Source organism: Acinetobacter sp. (assembly GCF_036666595.1).
Classification (GTDB): domain Bacteria; phylum Pseudomonadota; class Gammaproteobacteria; order Pseudomonadales; family Moraxellaceae; genus Acinetobacter.
Map to the genome: position 1 here is coordinate 121,211 of NZ_JAVWVO010000009.1, position 16,860 is coordinate 138,070.

The window sequence follows — 16,860 nt, forward strand, 5'->3', positions numbered from 1 at the left end:
TTAAAACTTACCAGCCCAGTGCTTGCTGTTGTTTTTTCACCAATTCTTGAATGCCCTTTTCCGCCATTTCTAACATGGCATTGCACTGTACACGGGTAAATGGTTTATCTTCTGCCGTGCCTTGAATTTCAATAAATTCGCCTGCTTGGGTCATCACCACGTTTAAATCCGTTTGGCAGTTTGAGTCTTCTTCATAGCACAAGTCTAAAAGCACTTCGTCTTGGAAAATACCGACTGAAATTGCAGCCACTAAGCCTTTTAATGGATCTTGCTTAATTTTCTTTTTCTCAAGCAACGTATTCATCGCATCAATGAGGGCCACGGCAGCACCAGTGATCGCAGCAGTACGTGTACCGCCATCTGCCTGAATCACATCACAGTCGATGGTAATGGTATTTTCACCTAATTTTTTTAAATCCACCATGGCACGTAGACTACGGCCAATCAAACGTTGGATTTCTTGAGTACGACCACTTTGCTTACCACGCGCAGCCTCACGGTCACTACGGGTATGCGTCGAACGCGGCAACATGCCATATTCAGCGGTTACCCAGCCCTGACCCTTGCCTTTTAAAAAGCGTGGTACGGAGTTATCAATACTTGCAGTACAAAGAACTTTGGTATGACCAAACTCAACCAATACCGAACCTTCCGCATAACGTGTGTAGTTACGAGTAATGGTGACATCACGTAATTGATCTAATGTTCGTTGGTCGATACGCATAATACGCCCTTCATCTGACTAAATAGGTTGGCGCATAGTATAGCAGAAGCAGACCCAAAGCATTTGTCTCACTGCATTGCATTTGTAATTGATCGCCTGCTTCCCTACCCGTCCATATTCTTTGTTAAACTGAAGCTTAAAAGAGGCTGAGGCAATCATCTATGTCGATTCGGGAAGAGCGTAAACAACAAAGCCGCCAAGCTTTGCTGAATGCTGCATTACAACTCAGCACCTCTGGTCGTTCCTTTGCTCGCATTAGTCTCCGTGAAGTCACTCGCCAAGTGGGTTTAGTACCGACCGCTTTTTATCGTCACTTTAATGATTTGGATGAGTTAGGACTTGAACTAGTCGACCAAGCTGCGCTCCACATCAAAAGTATGTTGACGCAATTAGGACAAAGCTATGTTTATGGTCCACATGCCACGATTGAGCACAGTCTAGACCTATTTTTTCATACTGTAGAGCAACATCCTGAACAGTGGATTTTCTTGATTGGAGAACGTTGGGGTGGGTCGGCCTTGATCCGTGCTGCCGTTGAGCGAGAAATTGCCTTTTTAATCGATGACTTCGCCCATGAATTAACCCGTATTGAAAGCATGCAACATATTCATGACAGCGAAGACCTCAAAGTATTGGCCAATATTTTAATGGATGCCTCCTTTAACTGGGCCATGCGCTGGATTGGTTTGAGTCGAGATGTGACTCCCGAGAAACTACAACAGCAGCAGGCTGCATTTAAACTGCAAACCATCGTGCAGATTCAACTCATGTTCCGCGGAATATCCAATTGGCAACGACCATCTGCTCAAACTAAACAAGCCAACCCGACCTTACATTAAGCCGCTCGCAGACGTAATTTTTGCTGTATTACAAAATTTTTAATGTGCTTTGCTCAAACTTGGATGCTTTTTCACTATCATAGAGCCAGTTTTTTCATCTGTAGCTCCTATGCGTTTTTTTCTTTTTTTAGCGGCGAGTGTCTGTATTGCCTTGGCATGGCTATTGCCCATTCATTATCGACCTTGGGTCACCTATACAGGTGAATTGTTTGCATTTTTATCTTTATTTGCACTCTCTGCCTTATTTTTAAAAGAAAAACTCTTGCTCCCGAAAGTGAGTCTACCGCTATTGCTGTTGAGCCTCGTACCCTTCATTCAGTACGGTTTTGGCGAGCTGTTCTTTTTCAGCAAAGCGCTGATGTGTGGCTTATATATCTTTGCATTCTGGTTGAGTATGGTTTTAGGTTTTAACCTGAGCCAAAAACCATTAGAACGTGAGCAATTATTTAGTGGTCTGTGTACTATATTTTGGTCTGTCGGTCTGGTAACAGCGCTCATCGCCACTTGCCAATGGCTCAATATTGAACAGTACATTCCCGGCATGACCGCCTTAAAAGGCGATCGTCCTTATGCCAACTTTGCTCAGCCGAACAATATGGCGAGCTTTCTGATTCTGTCCTTACTCGGCACACTGTACCTATTTGAAAAGAAAAAATTCAACTCGATTCTGCTGTGCGTCAGTGCCGCATTGGTGTTATTTGCAGTGGCACTGAGCCAGTCCCGCACATCATGGGTCGCAAGTATCTGTGTACTAATCTATTTACTCTATCAACAGTACAAGGGTGTGGTTCAACTGAAGTGGTATAGTGCCCTCGCATGGTTTGCGTTGTTCATTGCATTTACTGCGTTTATTCCACAGCTCAATCACCTGTTGGCTCAGCTGTCTAATGTCGAAGTGACCCAAACCCGTGATGCGGTTGCGCGAGCAACGGGCGATATGTCACGTCTTGCCATTTGGCAACAGATGCTCCATGCCATTGCTGAGCGACCTTGGTTTGGCTATGGTTGGCATCAAACCAGTGTTGCTTACACCCTAATCAGTGATCAGTTCCAAGGCCCCGTTTGGGTGAAAAGTGCGCACAACTTCATTCTCGACTTTATGTTGTGGAATGGATTAGTGATTGCGATTCCATTTTTTGCCTATCTCAGCTATTGGGGCTATCAACTGCAAAAGCATGCGACATCGCTCGAATCTGTGATTGGCCTATTGATGGTCGGCGCTTTACTGATTCATGGTATGCTTGAATTCCCGTTGTTCTATGCTTATTTCTTACTACCACTCGGATTAATTCTAGGCATTATTCAATCTCAGCAAAAAGTGAAAATATGGACTTTGCCGAGCTTTGCCATGCCGATCACATTTACTGTCTGTGTGGTCTTGGTCGTACTGATTATTCGTGACTATGAGCTGATGGTGCCGAAGCTGAATCAGGCTTCTCGTTATGAACACACCCCTGAAAAGTTCACCAATCACGATCATATTTTACTGCTGTCGGAGTTCAACCGCCGCATTGAATGGATTCAATTAAACCCATATAGCAAAGTCAGCCCTGAGCAAATTCGTGACTATGAAGAAATGGTGCTGAACTACCCGATTCCCTATGATTTGACCAAATTTGCCAAACTCTTGGCCTTCAATGGCTATGAAGCCGAAGCCCGTCATCAACTTTGGCGCTTAAAAACCTTAAGAAAAATTGAGCTGCGTTATGAGGATTTATTGCAGCCTGCATCAGCCGCGCAATAAACGTTGTTAACCCATAAAAAAAGCCTGCTGATGCAGGCTTTTTTAACTTAATACGGACTTAAAACAGATTCAGCTTATTTTGCAGCACGTTCTTTTTCAATCAAGTAATCCACGACTTGAGTCACTTTTCCATCTTCGCCTTGCACAATATATTTACCATTGACCGTCACCGCAGGTACGCCACTGAGTTGATAACGCTTGGCTAAGTCTTGTGCTTGGGCAATTTTTGAAGTAATCGCAAATGATTTATACGTGCTGTTAAATTTCGCTTCTGGAATACCAAACTGAGTATAGAACTTGGCTAAAGCAGGTTGCTCTAGAATTGGTTGATTTTGATCATGAATGGCATGGAATAAAGTCAAGTGGGTCTTTTTACGTACACCCAAGGCCTCAGACACATAATAAGCTCGCGCCGCTTGTTCCCACACTGGATTCATGGCTGCTGGCGTACGCACAAAACGTACATCTTTCGGGAGTTTTTTCAACCAAGTCTGCATATGGGGCTCTAGTTTAAAACAGTGACCACAGCCATACCAAAAGAATTCGCGGACTTCAATTTTTCCTGGCACTTCCACCTGTACAGGTGTTGGTACGACGATATAGTCCTGACCTGCCACAAAATTTGCAGCCATTGCACTGCCCGAAATTGCGAAAACAGCGGTTGCTAAGCCACTCAAAAGGAGTTTTTTCATTGAACTTATTGTCCTCAAAATCATTATGATAAGTTTATGCAAATACTATAAATCAAATATGCCAAATTCGTTTTCATTCTGTGAACTTTTTTCAGGCTTTTATCGCTTTTTCTAGAATAAACGCTACACTAAGCCCTATTGAACGTTTTAAATATCATGACTTAAATTGAGGTGCCGACGATGTCGCAACTGAATGTTGATCCACAAGAAATTGCCAAATTTGAAGCATTTGCTGCCATATGGTGGGATCAGCACTCGGAGTTCCGCCCTTTACATATGATCAACCCACTGCGCTTAAACTGGATTGATGAACATGCAGGTGGACTCAGTGGAAAAAAGGACATGCATGCGGCGGGGGTGGTGGGATTTTATGGTCAAGTATGGCACGTCCTGGTGCAAATGTGCTCGGTATTGATATGGGCGAAGCCCCCCTGAATGTGGCACGTTTACATGCAGAACAAGAAGGTGTTGAGCATATCGAATATCGCCAAATTCCAGTGGAGCAGCTCGCAGAAGAACAAGCAGGACAATACGATATTGTGACCTGCATGGAAATGTTGGAACACGTACCCAATCCAGCCTCAATCATTGAAGCCTGCCATAAACTGGTGAAACCAGGTGGTCATGTATTCTTCTCTACCATTAACCGTAATCCCAAAGCCTACCTGTTTGCCATTATTGGCGCTGAATATGTACTGCGCATGTTAGCCAAAGGCACCCACGATTATCAAAAATTCATTAAGCCCTCAGAACTGGCACATGATATTCGCGGCGCAGGGCTCAAACTGAAAGATATGACGGGTTTACATTACAATCCATTGACCAAACGCTATTGGTTAGCGCCGAATGTCGATGTCAATTACATGGTCTATACCGTCAAAGAAGGTGCTGCATGAAAGCCGTCTTATTTGACCTTGACGGCACACTGATCGACACTGCCGCCGACTTTATTCGCATTATTCAAGACATGTGCCGTGAAAAAGGCGTTGCTGTGGTCGACGCAGACCTGATCCGTAGCCAAGTCTCTGAGGGTGCGCGGGCGATGGTGAAATTGGTTTATCCAGAACTTGCCGTCGAAGACCCAATTTTTCTGGCACATCGTCAGCGTTTTTTAGATACCTACGGTGCCGATATTGCAGTAGATACTGACCTGTTTTCGGGCATGTATCCGCTTATTGAAAAACTTGAAACCCAAGAAATTCCTTGGGGCATCGTCACCAATAAACCGCGTTGGCTCAGTGAAGCATTATTAAACGCGCTGAATTTGACAGAACGCTGTGCAGTTTTGGTCTGCCCAGAAGATGTCTCGCAGACCAAGCCTGATCCTGAACCGATGTATTTGGCTGCCAAGCACATCGCGATTGCACCTGAAGACTGTATCTATGTCGGCGATCATCCACGTGACATTGATGCTGGTCGTAACGCACAGATGTATACCATTTTGGCGGCTTATGGTTATTTACCATTCGCGCACAAAGATGACTTAACAGCGTGGCAAGCAGCTTGTATAGTGAAGACTGTGGCTGAATTGGACGATGTTATTCAGTCTCTCGTGAGTCAAACTACACCGTCCAATTCACTGACTTGATCACAATTAAAAAATCAAAATAACGAGGAGGTAATGATGAAATATTCAGAATATCAACCTCGCCCCGATCTGCTCAAAGATCGCATCATCTTAATTACAGGTGCGGGCGATGGTATTGGTCGTGCTGCTGCATTAAGTTATGCCCTACACGGCGCAACGGTGGTGCTGCATGGACGTACCTTAAATAAGCTCGAAGTCATTTATGATGAAATTGAAGGCTTAGGTGCGCCGCAACCTGCAATTTTACCCTTGCAACTGTCGAGCGCCTCTCCTCGTGATTATGAATTATTGGTCGACACCTTAGAGCGCCAATTTGGGCGCCTAGATGGCATTTTGCATAATGCGGGCATTTTGGGTGAGCGCACCGAACTGGAAAATTATCCTGTCGATGTCTGGGATGATGTCATGGCCGTCAACTTGCGTGCGCCATTCGTTATGACTCAAGAGTTAATGCCCCTCCTGAAAAAATCTGAGCATGCCTCCGTGGTTTTTGCCAGCTCAGGTGTCGGGCGTGAAACGCGTGAACGTTGGGGCGCATATTCCGTGTCTAAGATCGCGATTGAAGCGGTTAGCCAACTGTTTGCTAAAGAAAATACCTCACCAAATATCCGCTTTAACTGTATCAATCCAGGGGCGACCCGCACTGCAATGCGTGCTAAAGCCTATCCCGATGAAGATCCAAAAACACTGCCAACACCTGAAAATATCATGCCTGCCTATCTATACTTGATGGGCGATGACAGCTTACATATGAATGGTCAAAGTATTGATGCACAAGACTAAAATGTGTCACTCAAAAGGAAGCTTCGGCTTCCTTTTTTTTATGTATCAAACTGAAGCTTAGTCATCTGCAACATGATTTCAAGGTTCAGAAAAGGTTGTCTTTTTTCAATTTTTGCGGATACTGATGCTCAACTCCATTTTTGAAGCATACGCCATGACGGACTTGAGCAACATCACTGTACAACCCACTGAAGATGGCATGGTTAGTCTGTTGATTGACCAACAACCCATTTCAGAGAAATATGGAATGAAGTTTGAAGCCAGTATTGTGGAGGAACTTCAAGCATTGGAAAATGGCGCTACACTGAAACTTTTCGACCAGTTTGTTTTTGCCCATACCGACTTGAACTTTGAACATAGCTATCATTACGTCACGGTCATTGCCAAGAATGATGAACAATACAGAGCAAAGAAAAGCTTTGTTTATCGCATCAAAATTGAAGGTCAGCCCGACATTGAGCATGCCATCAGTAAAAATGGTGAACCGATGACCACAGCAGATGTCCGTGAATTTATACAAGCGCATGTGCAGAAGTCATTGAGTGATTATACCGACCTCAACTACGCCTATTAAGCCGAATCAGCCAAGTTGAAAACTCAGCTTGGCTAGCTCGATATTTTAAATCGTATTTTTAAATTATTTTAATAAAAATATTCGGTTTTTCAGATTTAAATTTCCTATTTATCATCCTAATTCATCAAAATTGAAAATAAGGATGCAGCATGGCTGATTTACAACGTAAACATGACACCATTCGTCATATCCATAATTTACAACTCCCCGAAAGCCTGATTTGTGCTTTGGACGATGCCAGCCAAGCTGAAGCAGTGGTTCATTCAATCCGTTCATTGCAACATCTGGCGCAGCAGTGGAATTAAATAATGCACTATGCATTCTTTGACAAAGGGGGATCTGTGTCGCCAAAATGAGTCAAAAATCAAAAGATACAGACTGTTTGCTTTGGACTTTAGCGCAATTGATGATTTAATTCAGGCTTAGAATTGGGCATAATCTTCTTAATATCTCTGCATTTGTTAATAAATACCCAATTCATCTTCACAGTTTCTCTGCATTTTTTTCGTACATTATAGGAAAGAATGAAATTACCTTAATGAGGATTCAACATGAAAAAGATTTTGACAGTATTGGCAATCTCTTTCAGTGCTTTGATGGCAAGCAGTCTCAGTACTGCTGCCCCTCAGTTTGACCACGATCATCCACGCTATGGCAATGAGCCACGCGGACGTGACTTTCGCGAGTCAGATGATGACGATCCGCAAGATCGTCGACGTATGCGCGAAGAGCGCGGTGTCAAACGTTTACAACAGCATAAATGGCAACAAGGTTATGTCATGCCACAGCATTACCGTGGTAACGGCTATAAAGTCGAATATAAAGACCATAATCTTCCAAAGCCAAACCGAAACCAGCAGTGGTACAAAATCAATAACGACTACATCTTAGTCGATGCAGACAGCAACAATATTCTGCGGATTATGGGGCTTTAATCTGCGCTTCATCTTGTATAACGCAGCGACATTATTGAAACCTGAATCAACACCTGTTCACCCGCACTAGCGTGACTGCATACATTCCTCAGGAGACCGCAGTCAGGCACAGCATGGAAGGCGTTGTTTCAGGTTTTTTTATGCGCCAAAGCTTTTGTTTGCAAGCATTGCAGAAAAACAACAATCTCCTCAGTCTCTTCATACATTTCACAATTCACCTAAATAGCCCTCACGCTTTCTCTAGAGTTATTCGCTAATTTTGAATAATCGAAACAAGACTAATACTGGACGAAAGCAATGAAAAAAATTCTGACTGCAATCACTCTCTCTTTAGGCGCGCTCATGGCCACATCTGCAATGGCAGCACCACAGTACTATGACCGCTCGCATGATCATGACTCGCGTTGGGATCATCGCGATGACCGCCGTTGGGACAATGACAACCGCTACCAAAACAAACGTGTTAACCCAAGCCGTGACTGGCGCTCAGGTCAAACTTTGCCACGCGGCTATGACTCATCGCGTTACCATGTCAGTGACCGAGAAGCACGTCGCCTACCCAACACTGGGCGCTACCAACAGTGGTATAAGGTCAATGGTGACTATGTTTTAGTCAATGAACGTAATAACCGTATCCTGCGTATTATCGGTTAATTCTGGCTGGTGTCACAAAACCGATAGAACACCTGAACATTGCTTCAGGTGTTTTTCTATTTAAGACTTCCTCTTCTGCATTTTTTGATTAAAATCATGCTAAGCAGTTCATTTTGAGATAGGCATGCAAACGAATTCCATCGAAACACATCACAGTACAACTTTGCAGTATGTGCATTGGTTTCGACATTCTGCGCCTTATATCAATGCTCACCGTAATAAAACTTTTGTGATTATGTTCGATGGTGAAGCCGTTCAGCATGATAACTTTCAACATATTATTCACGACATTGCCCTGCTGCATTCACTCGGGATTCGCCTGATCTTGGTGCATGGAGCGCGTCCGCAAATCAACCACAACTTAAAACAAAGCCAACTACAAACGCCATTTCATCAGTATCGTCGCGTCACCACCCGAGAATCGTTGGGCTGTGTGATGAATGCGGTGGGGTCAATTCGTTTGCAAATTGAAGCCTTACTGTCGATGGGGCTGGCCAACTCGCCTATGTATGGCGCACGCATTGATGTGGTTTCAGGGAATTTTGTCACAGCCAAGCCCTATGGCATTCGCGATGGGGTCGATTTTCAGTTAACCGGCGAAGTCCGTACGGTCGATACCGACGCCATTCAACGCCATTTGGATAATCACAATATTGTGCTGCTCGGGCCAACTGGCTATTCCACCACAGGCGAAGTGTTCAACCTACTGGCAGAAGAAGTAGCGACCCGCACGGCGATTCATCTTAAAGCAGACAAATTGATTTTCTTGGGCAAACAACATGGTCTGCTCAATGAACATGGGCAGTTGCAACGCGAAATTTCACCACACAAGCTCGATGCACAAATTGAGAAGTACCAAGATTCGAATCCAGACATTGCGGTACATTTACGCGGTGCCAAAAAAGCCTCGACGCACGGCGTACATCGCGTCCATCTGATTTCCTATGCTTATGATGGTGCCTTGGTTGAGGAGCTCTTCACGCGTGATGGTTCGGGTACCATGATTACCGATGCCCATTATGAAGAAGTCCGTATGGCCAACATTCAAGATGTCGGCGGGTTGATTAACCTATTACGCCCACTTGAAGAAGAAGGCATTTTGGTTTATCGCTCACGTGAACGTCTCGAAAACGAAATTGGTCAATTTGCGGTGATTGAACGAGATGGCATGATCTTGGCCTGTGCTGCCCTCTACCCACTGCCAGCGGAAAACGGTGAAATCCGCAGTGCCGAGATTGCCTGTGTCGCAGTTGATCCTAGCTATCGCAAATCTAATCGCGGCAGCCAAATTTTGCATTATCTCGAAGGTAAAGCCCGCAGTATGGGCATTCAACAGTTGTTTGTACTGACCACACGTACTGCACATTGGTTCTTAGAACATGGCTTTGAAATGGCCAATGTCGATGAACTCCCCAATGCACGCCAAGCCTTATACAACTATCAGCGTAACTCGCTTGTCTTTAAAAAGCCACTTTAAGTGGCTTTTGCAGGATTATGGATATCTTTATTTCTCATATCTTTATCTAAAAAACACCGCAAAAATCGCTCAACTCTATATTGCGTGAAACACTAAGCTTATTCCAAAAATAAAAATACCTTTTAAATAATAAATATCAATCAGTTAATCTCAATAAATTTTATATTTTATGTTTTATATATTGCTGTTTTTTGCATAAGTTTTGCACTTTTGTTTTTATCTTTTTTTTTCATGTCTAAAGCCCGATTTCTTATTTTTTCTGAAAAGAAATGCCCATTAGCGTATGTGTTCACCAACTCACTCACCTTATTTATTTGGAGTTATGAAACACATGAGCACTTCTCGAGCACAGTTCTGGATCAAAACAAGCGTTCTTTCTGCAGCAGTCGTGGGTGCCATGATGTTATCTGGATGTGGGAAAAAAGAAGCTGAAACCGTCACACTCAATATTGGCTTTCAAAAATATGGCATTTTGCCAATCGTCAAAGAGCGTGGCTCTTTAGAAACTGCGCTTAAAGCACAAAATGTCCAAGTGAAATGGGTCGAGTTTCCTGCAGGTCCACAGCTCCTCGAAGGCTTAAATGTCGGCAGTGTGGTCTTTGGTGAAGCGGGTGAAGCGCCTCCGATTTTCGCACAAGCTGCAAATTCGAACTTGGTTTACATTGCCAACCAACCTGCTGCACCTAAAGCAGAAGCACTGATCGTACAAAAAGACTCAAAGATTCAAAGCATCCAAGATTTAAAAGGCAAACGGATTGCACTCAACAAAGGTTCAAATGTGCATTACCTGCTACTCAAAGTGTTAGAAGCGAATAACCTGAAACTTTCTGATATTGAAGCGGTGTATCTACCGCCATCCGATGCACGTGCTGCATTTGAACGTGGCGCAGTCGACGCTTGGGTCATTTGGGATCCCTTCTTTGCTGCCGCTGAACACCAAATCTCAGCACGTGTGATTGCTACCGGAGAAAACTTAGTCAGTAATCATCAGTTCTATTTGGCCGATCGTAAGTTTGCCGAAGCGCATCCAGAAGTTTTAAAAACGGTCGTAAATGAACTCAACACCACCACACAGTGGGTCGAACAAAATCAACAACAAGCAGCCAAATTGTTAGAAAAACCGACAGGCTTGTCTTTAGACATTTTACAAAGCTCGATTGGTCGGATGGGCTTTGGCGTTCAACCCATTTCAGCGGAAGTCGCAAAAAAACAGCAGTACGTTGCGGATGCTTTCTATCAACAAAAACTCATTCCGAAAAAACTGAATATTGACGCTGCCATTATTAAATAAAAATATAGAGATCATCATGAAAACACTTAAAACAGTTTCCAGTATTGGCATCGTCACCTTGAGTCTTGGACTCGGGGCATGCCAAAAGCAAGACACGGCAGCAACGAACACCCCAGAAAAGCAAGCTGCAGCTCCAGTTAAAACCCTGTCAATTGGCTATCAAAAGTCGTCTTTGAACCTGTTGGTCGCACGTGAGCAAAAATTATTTGAGCAGCAATTTCCTCAAGCCAAAATTGAATGGAAAGAGTTCCCCGCTGGTCCACAAATGTTAGAAGCTTTGGCTGTCGGTGCAGTTGATTTTGGCTCTGTGGGCAATACCCCACCGATCTTTGCCCAAGCCGCAAACAAAGAGCTAAGTTATGTCGGTTATGAACAAGTTCCAGCCAATGCTCAAGCGCTGTTGATTGCTAAAAATAGTACCATTGATTCAATTCAAGACCTAAAAGGTAAGCGGATTGCGGTACAACGCGGCTCAAGCGCACATGAGTTACTGGCGAAAGTCTTACAAAAAGCAGGGCTCAGTTGGCAAGATATTCAACCGATTTGGCTGCCCCCTGCAGATGCACGTGCCGCGTTTGATAAACAATCCATCGATGCATGGGCCATTTGGGAACCCTACCTCAGTGCAGCAGAGCAAGATGCACAGGCCAAAGTCTTGATTGATGGCACAGCATTTCCGCAAACCTATTCTTTTTATATTGGCAACCCGAAATTCATTCAGACCTACCCTGAGGCCACCGCTCAGTTCATTCACGGGCTAAATCAGGCCGATCAATGGGTACTGAAAAACCAACCGCAAGCACTTTTGGTCTATACCCAAAGTACAGGTTTACAGCCCTCTATTGCTCAACGCGTCATCGACAAACGTCTGAAGCCTTCACCAATTCAAACCCTGACGCCTGAAGTGGTGCAAGCACAACAACAAATTGCGGACTTGTTCCAACAAGTCCAGCTCATTCCGAAACACATTCAAGTTCAAAGTACCGTTTGGGTTGCACCGAGCAAACCTTAAACGACTCTATCTAAGGATTTTTTAAAATGAAAATTTTCTGGTTTATCCCAACTCACGGTGACAGTCGCTACTTAGGTACCAGCAAAGGTGCTCGTCAAGTGGACCATGCTTATATGAAGCAAATTGCGGTTGCCGTGGATAATTTGGGTTATGAAGGTGTGCTGATTCCAACGGGTCGTTCATGTGAAGACCCCTGGTTGACCGCAGCCAGTTTGATTGATGCCACGAAAAAATTAAAATTCTTGGTTGCACTACGTCCAGGCGTGACCACTCCGGCATTGGCTGCACGGATGGCAGCCACCTTTGACCGTCTCTCCAATGGTCGGGTTTTATTGAACTTGGTGACAGGTGGCGATGAAAAAGAACTGCAAGGCGATGGCGTTTATGAAGACCACTCCACTCGCTATAAAACTGCCAATGAATACGTCAAAATTTGGCGTGAGATTTTAACCCGCTCCCATACAGGTGAAAGCTTTACCTTTCACGGCGAACGTCTAAACGTAGATGATGCCAAACTGCTATATCCACCTGTGCAACAACCCTACCCTCCACTTTGGTTTGGCGGTTCATCAGATGATGCCATTGAGTTAGCCACTGATCAGGTCGACACTTATCTGACATGGGGTGAACCCCCTGCTGCTGTTAAAGACAAAATTGACACTGTCCGTGCCAAAGCTGAAGCCAAAGGTCGTACACTCAACTATGGGATTCGTCTGCATGTGATTGTGCGTGAAACCAATGAACAAGCATGGCAAGCGGCGGAAGAGCTCATTCAATATGTCGATGATGCCACCATTGCTGCAGCACAAGCCAAATTTAAGAGCATGGACTCGGTCGGTCAACGTCGCATGGCTGAACTACACAATGGTGACCGCAGCAAGCTTGAAGTGTCCCCAAACCTTTGGGCAGGCGTAGGTCTTGTTCGTGGGGGTGCAGGTACGGCATTGGTCGGTGACCCTGAAACGGTTGCAGCCCGTATTCAAGAATATGCCGACTTGGGCATCAACACCTTTATTTTCTCAGGCTATCCACATCTTGAAGAGTCGATTCGTTTTGCCGAGTTGGTGTTCCCACTCCTGCCGCTTGAAACTCAAGCAAAGTTGGCACAACCAAATTTAACAGGCCCCTTTGGTGAGATTGTGGCAAACAACTATACGCCCGATGAAAACAAAAAAGCAAAAGTGATTCAGGAGCCTGCCTAATGTCCAAAATCGTTTCAGTGCAAACCCTCCAGCAGGAAAAGGTTTCACGTGGAACTCAGTTGGGGCAGCTATTGCTGCCTTGGCTCTTTCCTATCGGCTTGATTGTGCTTTGGCAAATTTCCTCCAGCACAGGACTTTTAGAAAGTCGGATTTTACCTGCACCAACGGCTGTAGTTACTGCTTTTTGGCACCTGCTACTGAGTGGGGAACTATGGAAGCATGTGCAAGTTAGTGCAGGCCGTGCCTTACTCGGCCTATTGGTGGGTGGGGGTTTAGGTCTATTTTTGGGTTTGTTAAATGGTTCATCGAAAACAGCGTCAACTCTGCTCGACACCACCCTACAGATGATCCGAAATATTCCAGCACTGGCACTTATCCCGTTGGTGATCTTATGGTTCGGGATTGATGAAACCGCCAAGCTGTTTTTGGTTGCGGTCGGGGTCTTTTTTCCCATTTACATCAACACCTATCACGGCATACGTTCGGTAGATCCACAACTGATTGAAATGGGGAAAAGCTATGGTTTGACCCGTTGGCAATTGTACAAAGAAATTATTTTACCGGGTGCGATGCCTTCTATTTTAGTCGGACTACGCTTTTCACTGGGTTTGGTTTGGGTTCTGCTGATCGTTGCCGAAACCATTTCAGCCCAAGCCGGCATCGGTTATATGACAATGAATGCACGTGAATTTTTACAGACTGACATCGTTTTGGTGGGGATTTTACTGTATGCCCTACTTGGAAAATTGGCTGATGTACTGGCCGTCACATTAGAAAAATACCTGCTGCGTTGGCATGCAGGATACCAAAAATAAGGAGTTTGAGATGACTGATTTAAGCCTTGGTCGCCATGCCAATATTCCGTCGCCGCCAAATCACAATCAAGACATTAACCCTCAAGCGGTGCTTGGGGCCGAAATTATTATCGAACAACTGCATAAGTTTTATGGCTCAGTTAAAGTCCTTGAAGACTTAGATCTGCATATTCAGCCGGGTGAGTTTTTAGCCATTGTCGGACGCAGTGGTTGTGGTAAAAGTACCCTGCTGCGCCTGATTGCCAACTTAGAACAACAAAGCTACGGCGAAATTAAGTTTAAGTCCGCGCGACACCTCCGCGAAGGGATTACCGCAGACGATATACGGGTCATGTTCCAAGATCCACGACTGTTACCATGGCGCTCAATTGAACAAAACGTACAACTGGGGTTGCCGAAACAACAACATGCCACTGCCTCGGGTCTGCTTGAAAAAGTCGGACTCAAAGAAAAAGCGGGACTTTGGCCATCGCAGCTCTCTGGGGGACAGCGTCAACGGACCGCTTTAGCACGGGCTTTATCGCATAAACCGCGGATTTTATTGCTCGATGAACCTTTGGGTGCACTCGATGCCTTAACCCGCTTAGACATGCAGAATTTGATTGAAAAATTATGGACGGAACAAGGCTTTACTGCCATTTTAGTCACCCATGATGTCAGTGAGGCCGTTCAACTGGCAGATCGGATTATTTTGCTAGACCGTGGCCATATTGCCAAAGAGTTTCAAGTCGACCTGCCCCGCCCTCGCATCAAAGATATGCAGTTCAATACCCTTGAACAGCAGGTGTTAAATGCGGTTTTAGCCACATAAGTAGACTAAAAAATCCTTAGCTTGGGGGGCTAAGGATTTTTATGCTGAATTTCAGTAAAAAAAGCAGAAGACCATCATATAACTTAAGCATACTTTATTTTAAATAATGTAATAAATTTCACGTTATTTTTATCAAAACATACCACTTCACATTGAATCATTTCATATAGTTTAGACAAAATAGTTTTTATATAATTATATTTTATTGGACAACTTTTAGAATTTATCGCAATTTAAGAGCCAATCTACAGAATAAATGATCATTATTCAAAAAATTAAATTTCCACTTTGTGCACAAATCTGATGATTTGCCGTACAATTTGTCCTTCCCCCTTTTTATTGTTTTTTAAATTAGAGAATGGAACAGAAAAAGAGTACTCAAAAACGCCACCAGCTGCTGAATGCTGCACTAGACGTCTTCTCGCTCTATGGATTTAATGGAGCAAGCTTAGATGAAATCGCACAGATTGCTGAAATGCACAAATCGAATATTTTCTATTACTATGAAAATAAAGAAGCTTTGTACGTTGAAGTTTTAACGACGGTTTTACAAAAATGGTTAGCCCCACTACAAATGTTAGAAGCTGACTTAGAGCCGGAAGAAGCGATAACCAACTACTTATTGCAAAAGATTGAGGTTTCTCGGACTCAACCGAAAGCATCTCGCTTGTTTGCGTTAGAAGTGATCCAAGGGGCTCCGCATATTTTGGAAATCCTCAAAGGGCCTTTAAAGAAGTTGGTCAAACGTAAAGCCAAAGTCATTAGCAATTGGCAAGAGCAAGGTAAAATTTCAGCTGAAATAGACCCTGAGCTGTTAATCCTCAACATTTGGGCATTAACACAAAACTATGCTGATTTTGCCACGCAAATGGAAATGGTAACAGGTAAAACCCTACGTAACCGCAGTATGCAACAACGAGTCATTCAACATACCGTGCATATGATGCTGTATGGCGTGATCCCGCGAACACCGTCTGAATTATTCAAAGCTGAGTAATTTTGGCATACGACCATAGCACTCTATGGTCGCCGAATTGAAAAAGACAGAATCCAAGCCTCAGATACTTTCAAATAATGCTAATAATTTCTGAGCTCCCAATAACAAATTGTCTTCCCAGTCCAAATGCGCGGTGTCGTTGGCACCATCTGAAATATATTTGACCGAAATCAGGCGGACACCCTGTTTTTTACAGACCTTTGCCAGCGCATATCCTTCCATATCAACCAAATGACACGGTACTTTGGGTTCACCCGTTTCAAAGCTATCCCCTGTTCCACAGATACCAGTGCGGAGTTGTTGGAAAAACGGTTCTAAATGAATTTCCGCAGGATGCATGGTGTCAAATGGGGTAAAGCCGACAGCGAAACCCAGTGGAGAGACATCCATGTCGCGTTGTACAAATTGAGAAACTTCAACCAACTCGTGCTTATCAAAATAAGTACTGCCTGCTGTACCTAAATTAATCAGGGTTTTACAGCCTGTTTTTTGAATCACTTCAAATGCTTTATAGGCCGCGTTGACTTTACCAATACCACTGTAGTGAACTTCAATCCCTGCTTGCTCAAACAATCCTTTAGACTCATTTGGCAAAGCCATGATTAGTGCAACATCCGACATAAAATACTCAAATAACAGACTTCATTCATGCCATTAGAAAACAAATCGATCCGAAAGAAAAGCGCCTCTGGTCTCTGCTAAAACACAGTGTATAAGGCCAG

The 16,860-nt window shown here is 44.1% G+C and carries 18 protein-coding genes and 1 pseudogene; 16 read left to right on the top strand and 3 right to left on the bottom strand.

The annotated features are described in order from the left end of the window. Positions 1-7: 7 nt before the first annotated feature. Positions 8-724 carry a ribonuclease PH gene (gene rph, locus RR876_RS12550; protein ID WP_004684198.1) on the bottom strand — a complete coding sequence of 239 codons (717 nt, stop codon included), beginning with the start codon at positions 722-724 and terminating at the stop codon, positions 8-10. Positions 725-885: 161 nt separating this feature from the next. Between rph and RR876_RS12555 the strand changes: the two genes are divergently transcribed. Continuing rightward, positions 886-1,563: a TetR family transcriptional regulator gene (locus RR876_RS12555; protein WP_332477674.1), complete on the top strand. Its 678-nt coding sequence runs from the start codon at positions 886-888 to the stop codon at positions 1,561-1,563. 109 nt (positions 1,564-1,672) lie between these two features. After that, complete coding sequence (locus tag RR876_RS12560; protein WP_332477673.1) at positions 1,673-3,307, top strand: O-antigen ligase family protein; 1,635 nt, start codon at positions 1,673-1,675, stop codon at positions 3,305-3,307. Positions 3,308-3,381: 74 nt separating this feature from the next. Here RR876_RS12560 and RR876_RS12565 read toward each other — a convergent pair whose 3' ends face one another. Beyond that, on the bottom strand, positions 3,382-3,999 hold the full coding sequence (locus RR876_RS12565; protein WP_332477672.1) for a thiol:disulfide interchange protein DsbA/DsbL: 618 nt from the start codon (positions 3,997-3,999) through the stop codon (positions 3,382-3,384). Between the two features lie 180 nt (positions 4,000-4,179). On the opposite strand from RR876_RS12565, the pseudogene ubiG reads away from it, so the two are divergent. The 14 genes and pseudogenes from ubiG to RR876_RS12635 all read left to right on the top strand — a co-directional run bounded on the left by ubiG (position 4,180) and on the right by RR876_RS12635 (position 16,138). After that, positions 4,180-4,895 (top strand): annotated as a pseudogene (gene ubiG / locus RR876_RS12570) (bifunctional 2-polyprenyl-6-hydroxyphenol methylase/3-demethylubiquinol 3-O-methyltransferase UbiG). Continuing rightward, complete coding sequence (locus tag RR876_RS12575; protein WP_332477671.1) at positions 4,892-5,587, top strand: HAD-IA family hydrolase; 696 nt, start codon at positions 4,892-4,894, stop codon at positions 5,585-5,587. Before ubiG ends, RR876_RS12575 begins: the two are co-directional and overlap by 4 nt. 36 nt (positions 5,588-5,623) lie before the next feature. Further along, a complete protein-coding gene (locus RR876_RS12580) occupies positions 5,624-6,370 on the top strand; it encodes a YciK family oxidoreductase (RefSeq protein WP_005401600.1) in 747 nt (248 codons plus the stop codon). Positions 6,371-6,524: 154 nt separating this feature from the next. Next, positions 6,525-6,944 carry a hypothetical protein gene (locus RR876_RS12585; protein WP_148827126.1) on the top strand — a complete coding sequence of 140 codons (420 nt, stop codon included), beginning with the start codon at positions 6,525-6,527 and terminating at the stop codon, positions 6,942-6,944. Between the two features lie 149 nt (positions 6,945-7,093). After that, positions 7,094-7,249 (top strand): hypothetical protein, encoded by a 156-nt coding sequence (locus RR876_RS12590; RefSeq protein ID WP_171056710.1) that lies wholly within the window; start codon positions 7,094-7,096, stop codon positions 7,247-7,249. A 246-nt stretch (positions 7,250-7,495) separates the two neighbouring features. Further along, on the top strand, positions 7,496-7,879 hold the full coding sequence (locus RR876_RS12595; RefSeq protein ID WP_332477670.1) for an RcnB family protein: 384 nt from the start codon (positions 7,496-7,498) through the stop codon (positions 7,877-7,879). A gap of 297 nt (positions 7,880-8,176) precedes the next feature. Further along, positions 8,177-8,533 (top strand): RcnB family protein, encoded by a 357-nt coding sequence (locus tag RR876_RS12600; RefSeq protein WP_058952456.1) that lies wholly within the window; start codon positions 8,177-8,179, stop codon positions 8,531-8,533. A gap of 124 nt (positions 8,534-8,657) precedes the next feature. Beyond that, positions 8,658-10,010: an amino-acid N-acetyltransferase gene (argA, locus tag RR876_RS12605; RefSeq protein ID WP_332481887.1), complete on the top strand. Its 1,353-nt coding sequence runs from the start codon at positions 8,658-8,660 to the stop codon at positions 10,008-10,010. Between the two features lie 331 nt (positions 10,011-10,341). After that, positions 10,342-11,301 carry a sulfonate ABC transporter substrate-binding protein gene (locus RR876_RS12610; protein WP_332481888.1) on the top strand — a complete coding sequence of 320 codons (960 nt, stop codon included), beginning with the start codon at positions 10,342-10,344 and terminating at the stop codon, positions 11,299-11,301. A gap of 16 nt (positions 11,302-11,317) precedes the next feature. Then, positions 11,318-12,313: an aliphatic sulfonate ABC transporter substrate-binding protein gene (locus RR876_RS12615; RefSeq protein WP_332477667.1), complete on the top strand. Its 996-nt coding sequence runs from the start codon at positions 11,318-11,320 to the stop codon at positions 12,311-12,313. 26 nt (positions 12,314-12,339) lie between these two features. After that, on the top strand, positions 12,340-13,515 hold the full coding sequence (ssuD, locus tag RR876_RS12620; protein ID WP_332477666.1) for an FMNH2-dependent alkanesulfonate monooxygenase: 1,176 nt from the start codon (positions 12,340-12,342) through the stop codon (positions 13,513-13,515). Next, a complete protein-coding gene (ssuC, locus tag RR876_RS12625; RefSeq protein ID WP_078390026.1) occupies positions 13,515-14,330 on the top strand; it encodes an aliphatic sulfonate ABC transporter permease SsuC in 816 nt (271 codons plus the stop codon). Before ssuD ends, ssuC begins: the two co-directional genes overlap by 1 nt. A 10-nt stretch (positions 14,331-14,340) precedes the next feature. Continuing rightward, positions 14,341-15,141: an ABC transporter ATP-binding protein gene (locus RR876_RS12630; RefSeq protein WP_281199574.1), complete on the top strand. Its 801-nt coding sequence runs from the start codon at positions 14,341-14,343 to the stop codon at positions 15,139-15,141. A 358-nt stretch (positions 15,142-15,499) separates the two neighbouring features. After that, positions 15,500-16,138, top strand: a complete 639-nt coding sequence (locus RR876_RS12635; RefSeq protein WP_332477665.1) for a TetR/AcrR family transcriptional regulator — start codon at positions 15,500-15,502, stop codon at positions 16,136-16,138. 60 nt (positions 16,139-16,198) lie between these two features. Here RR876_RS12635 and RR876_RS12640 read toward each other — a convergent pair whose 3' ends face one another. Further along, complete coding sequence (locus tag RR876_RS12640) at positions 16,199-16,759, bottom strand: 5'-nucleosidase (RefSeq protein WP_004684171.1); 561 nt, start codon at positions 16,757-16,759, stop codon at positions 16,199-16,201. Between the last annotated feature and the right edge of the window lie 101 nt (positions 16,760-16,860).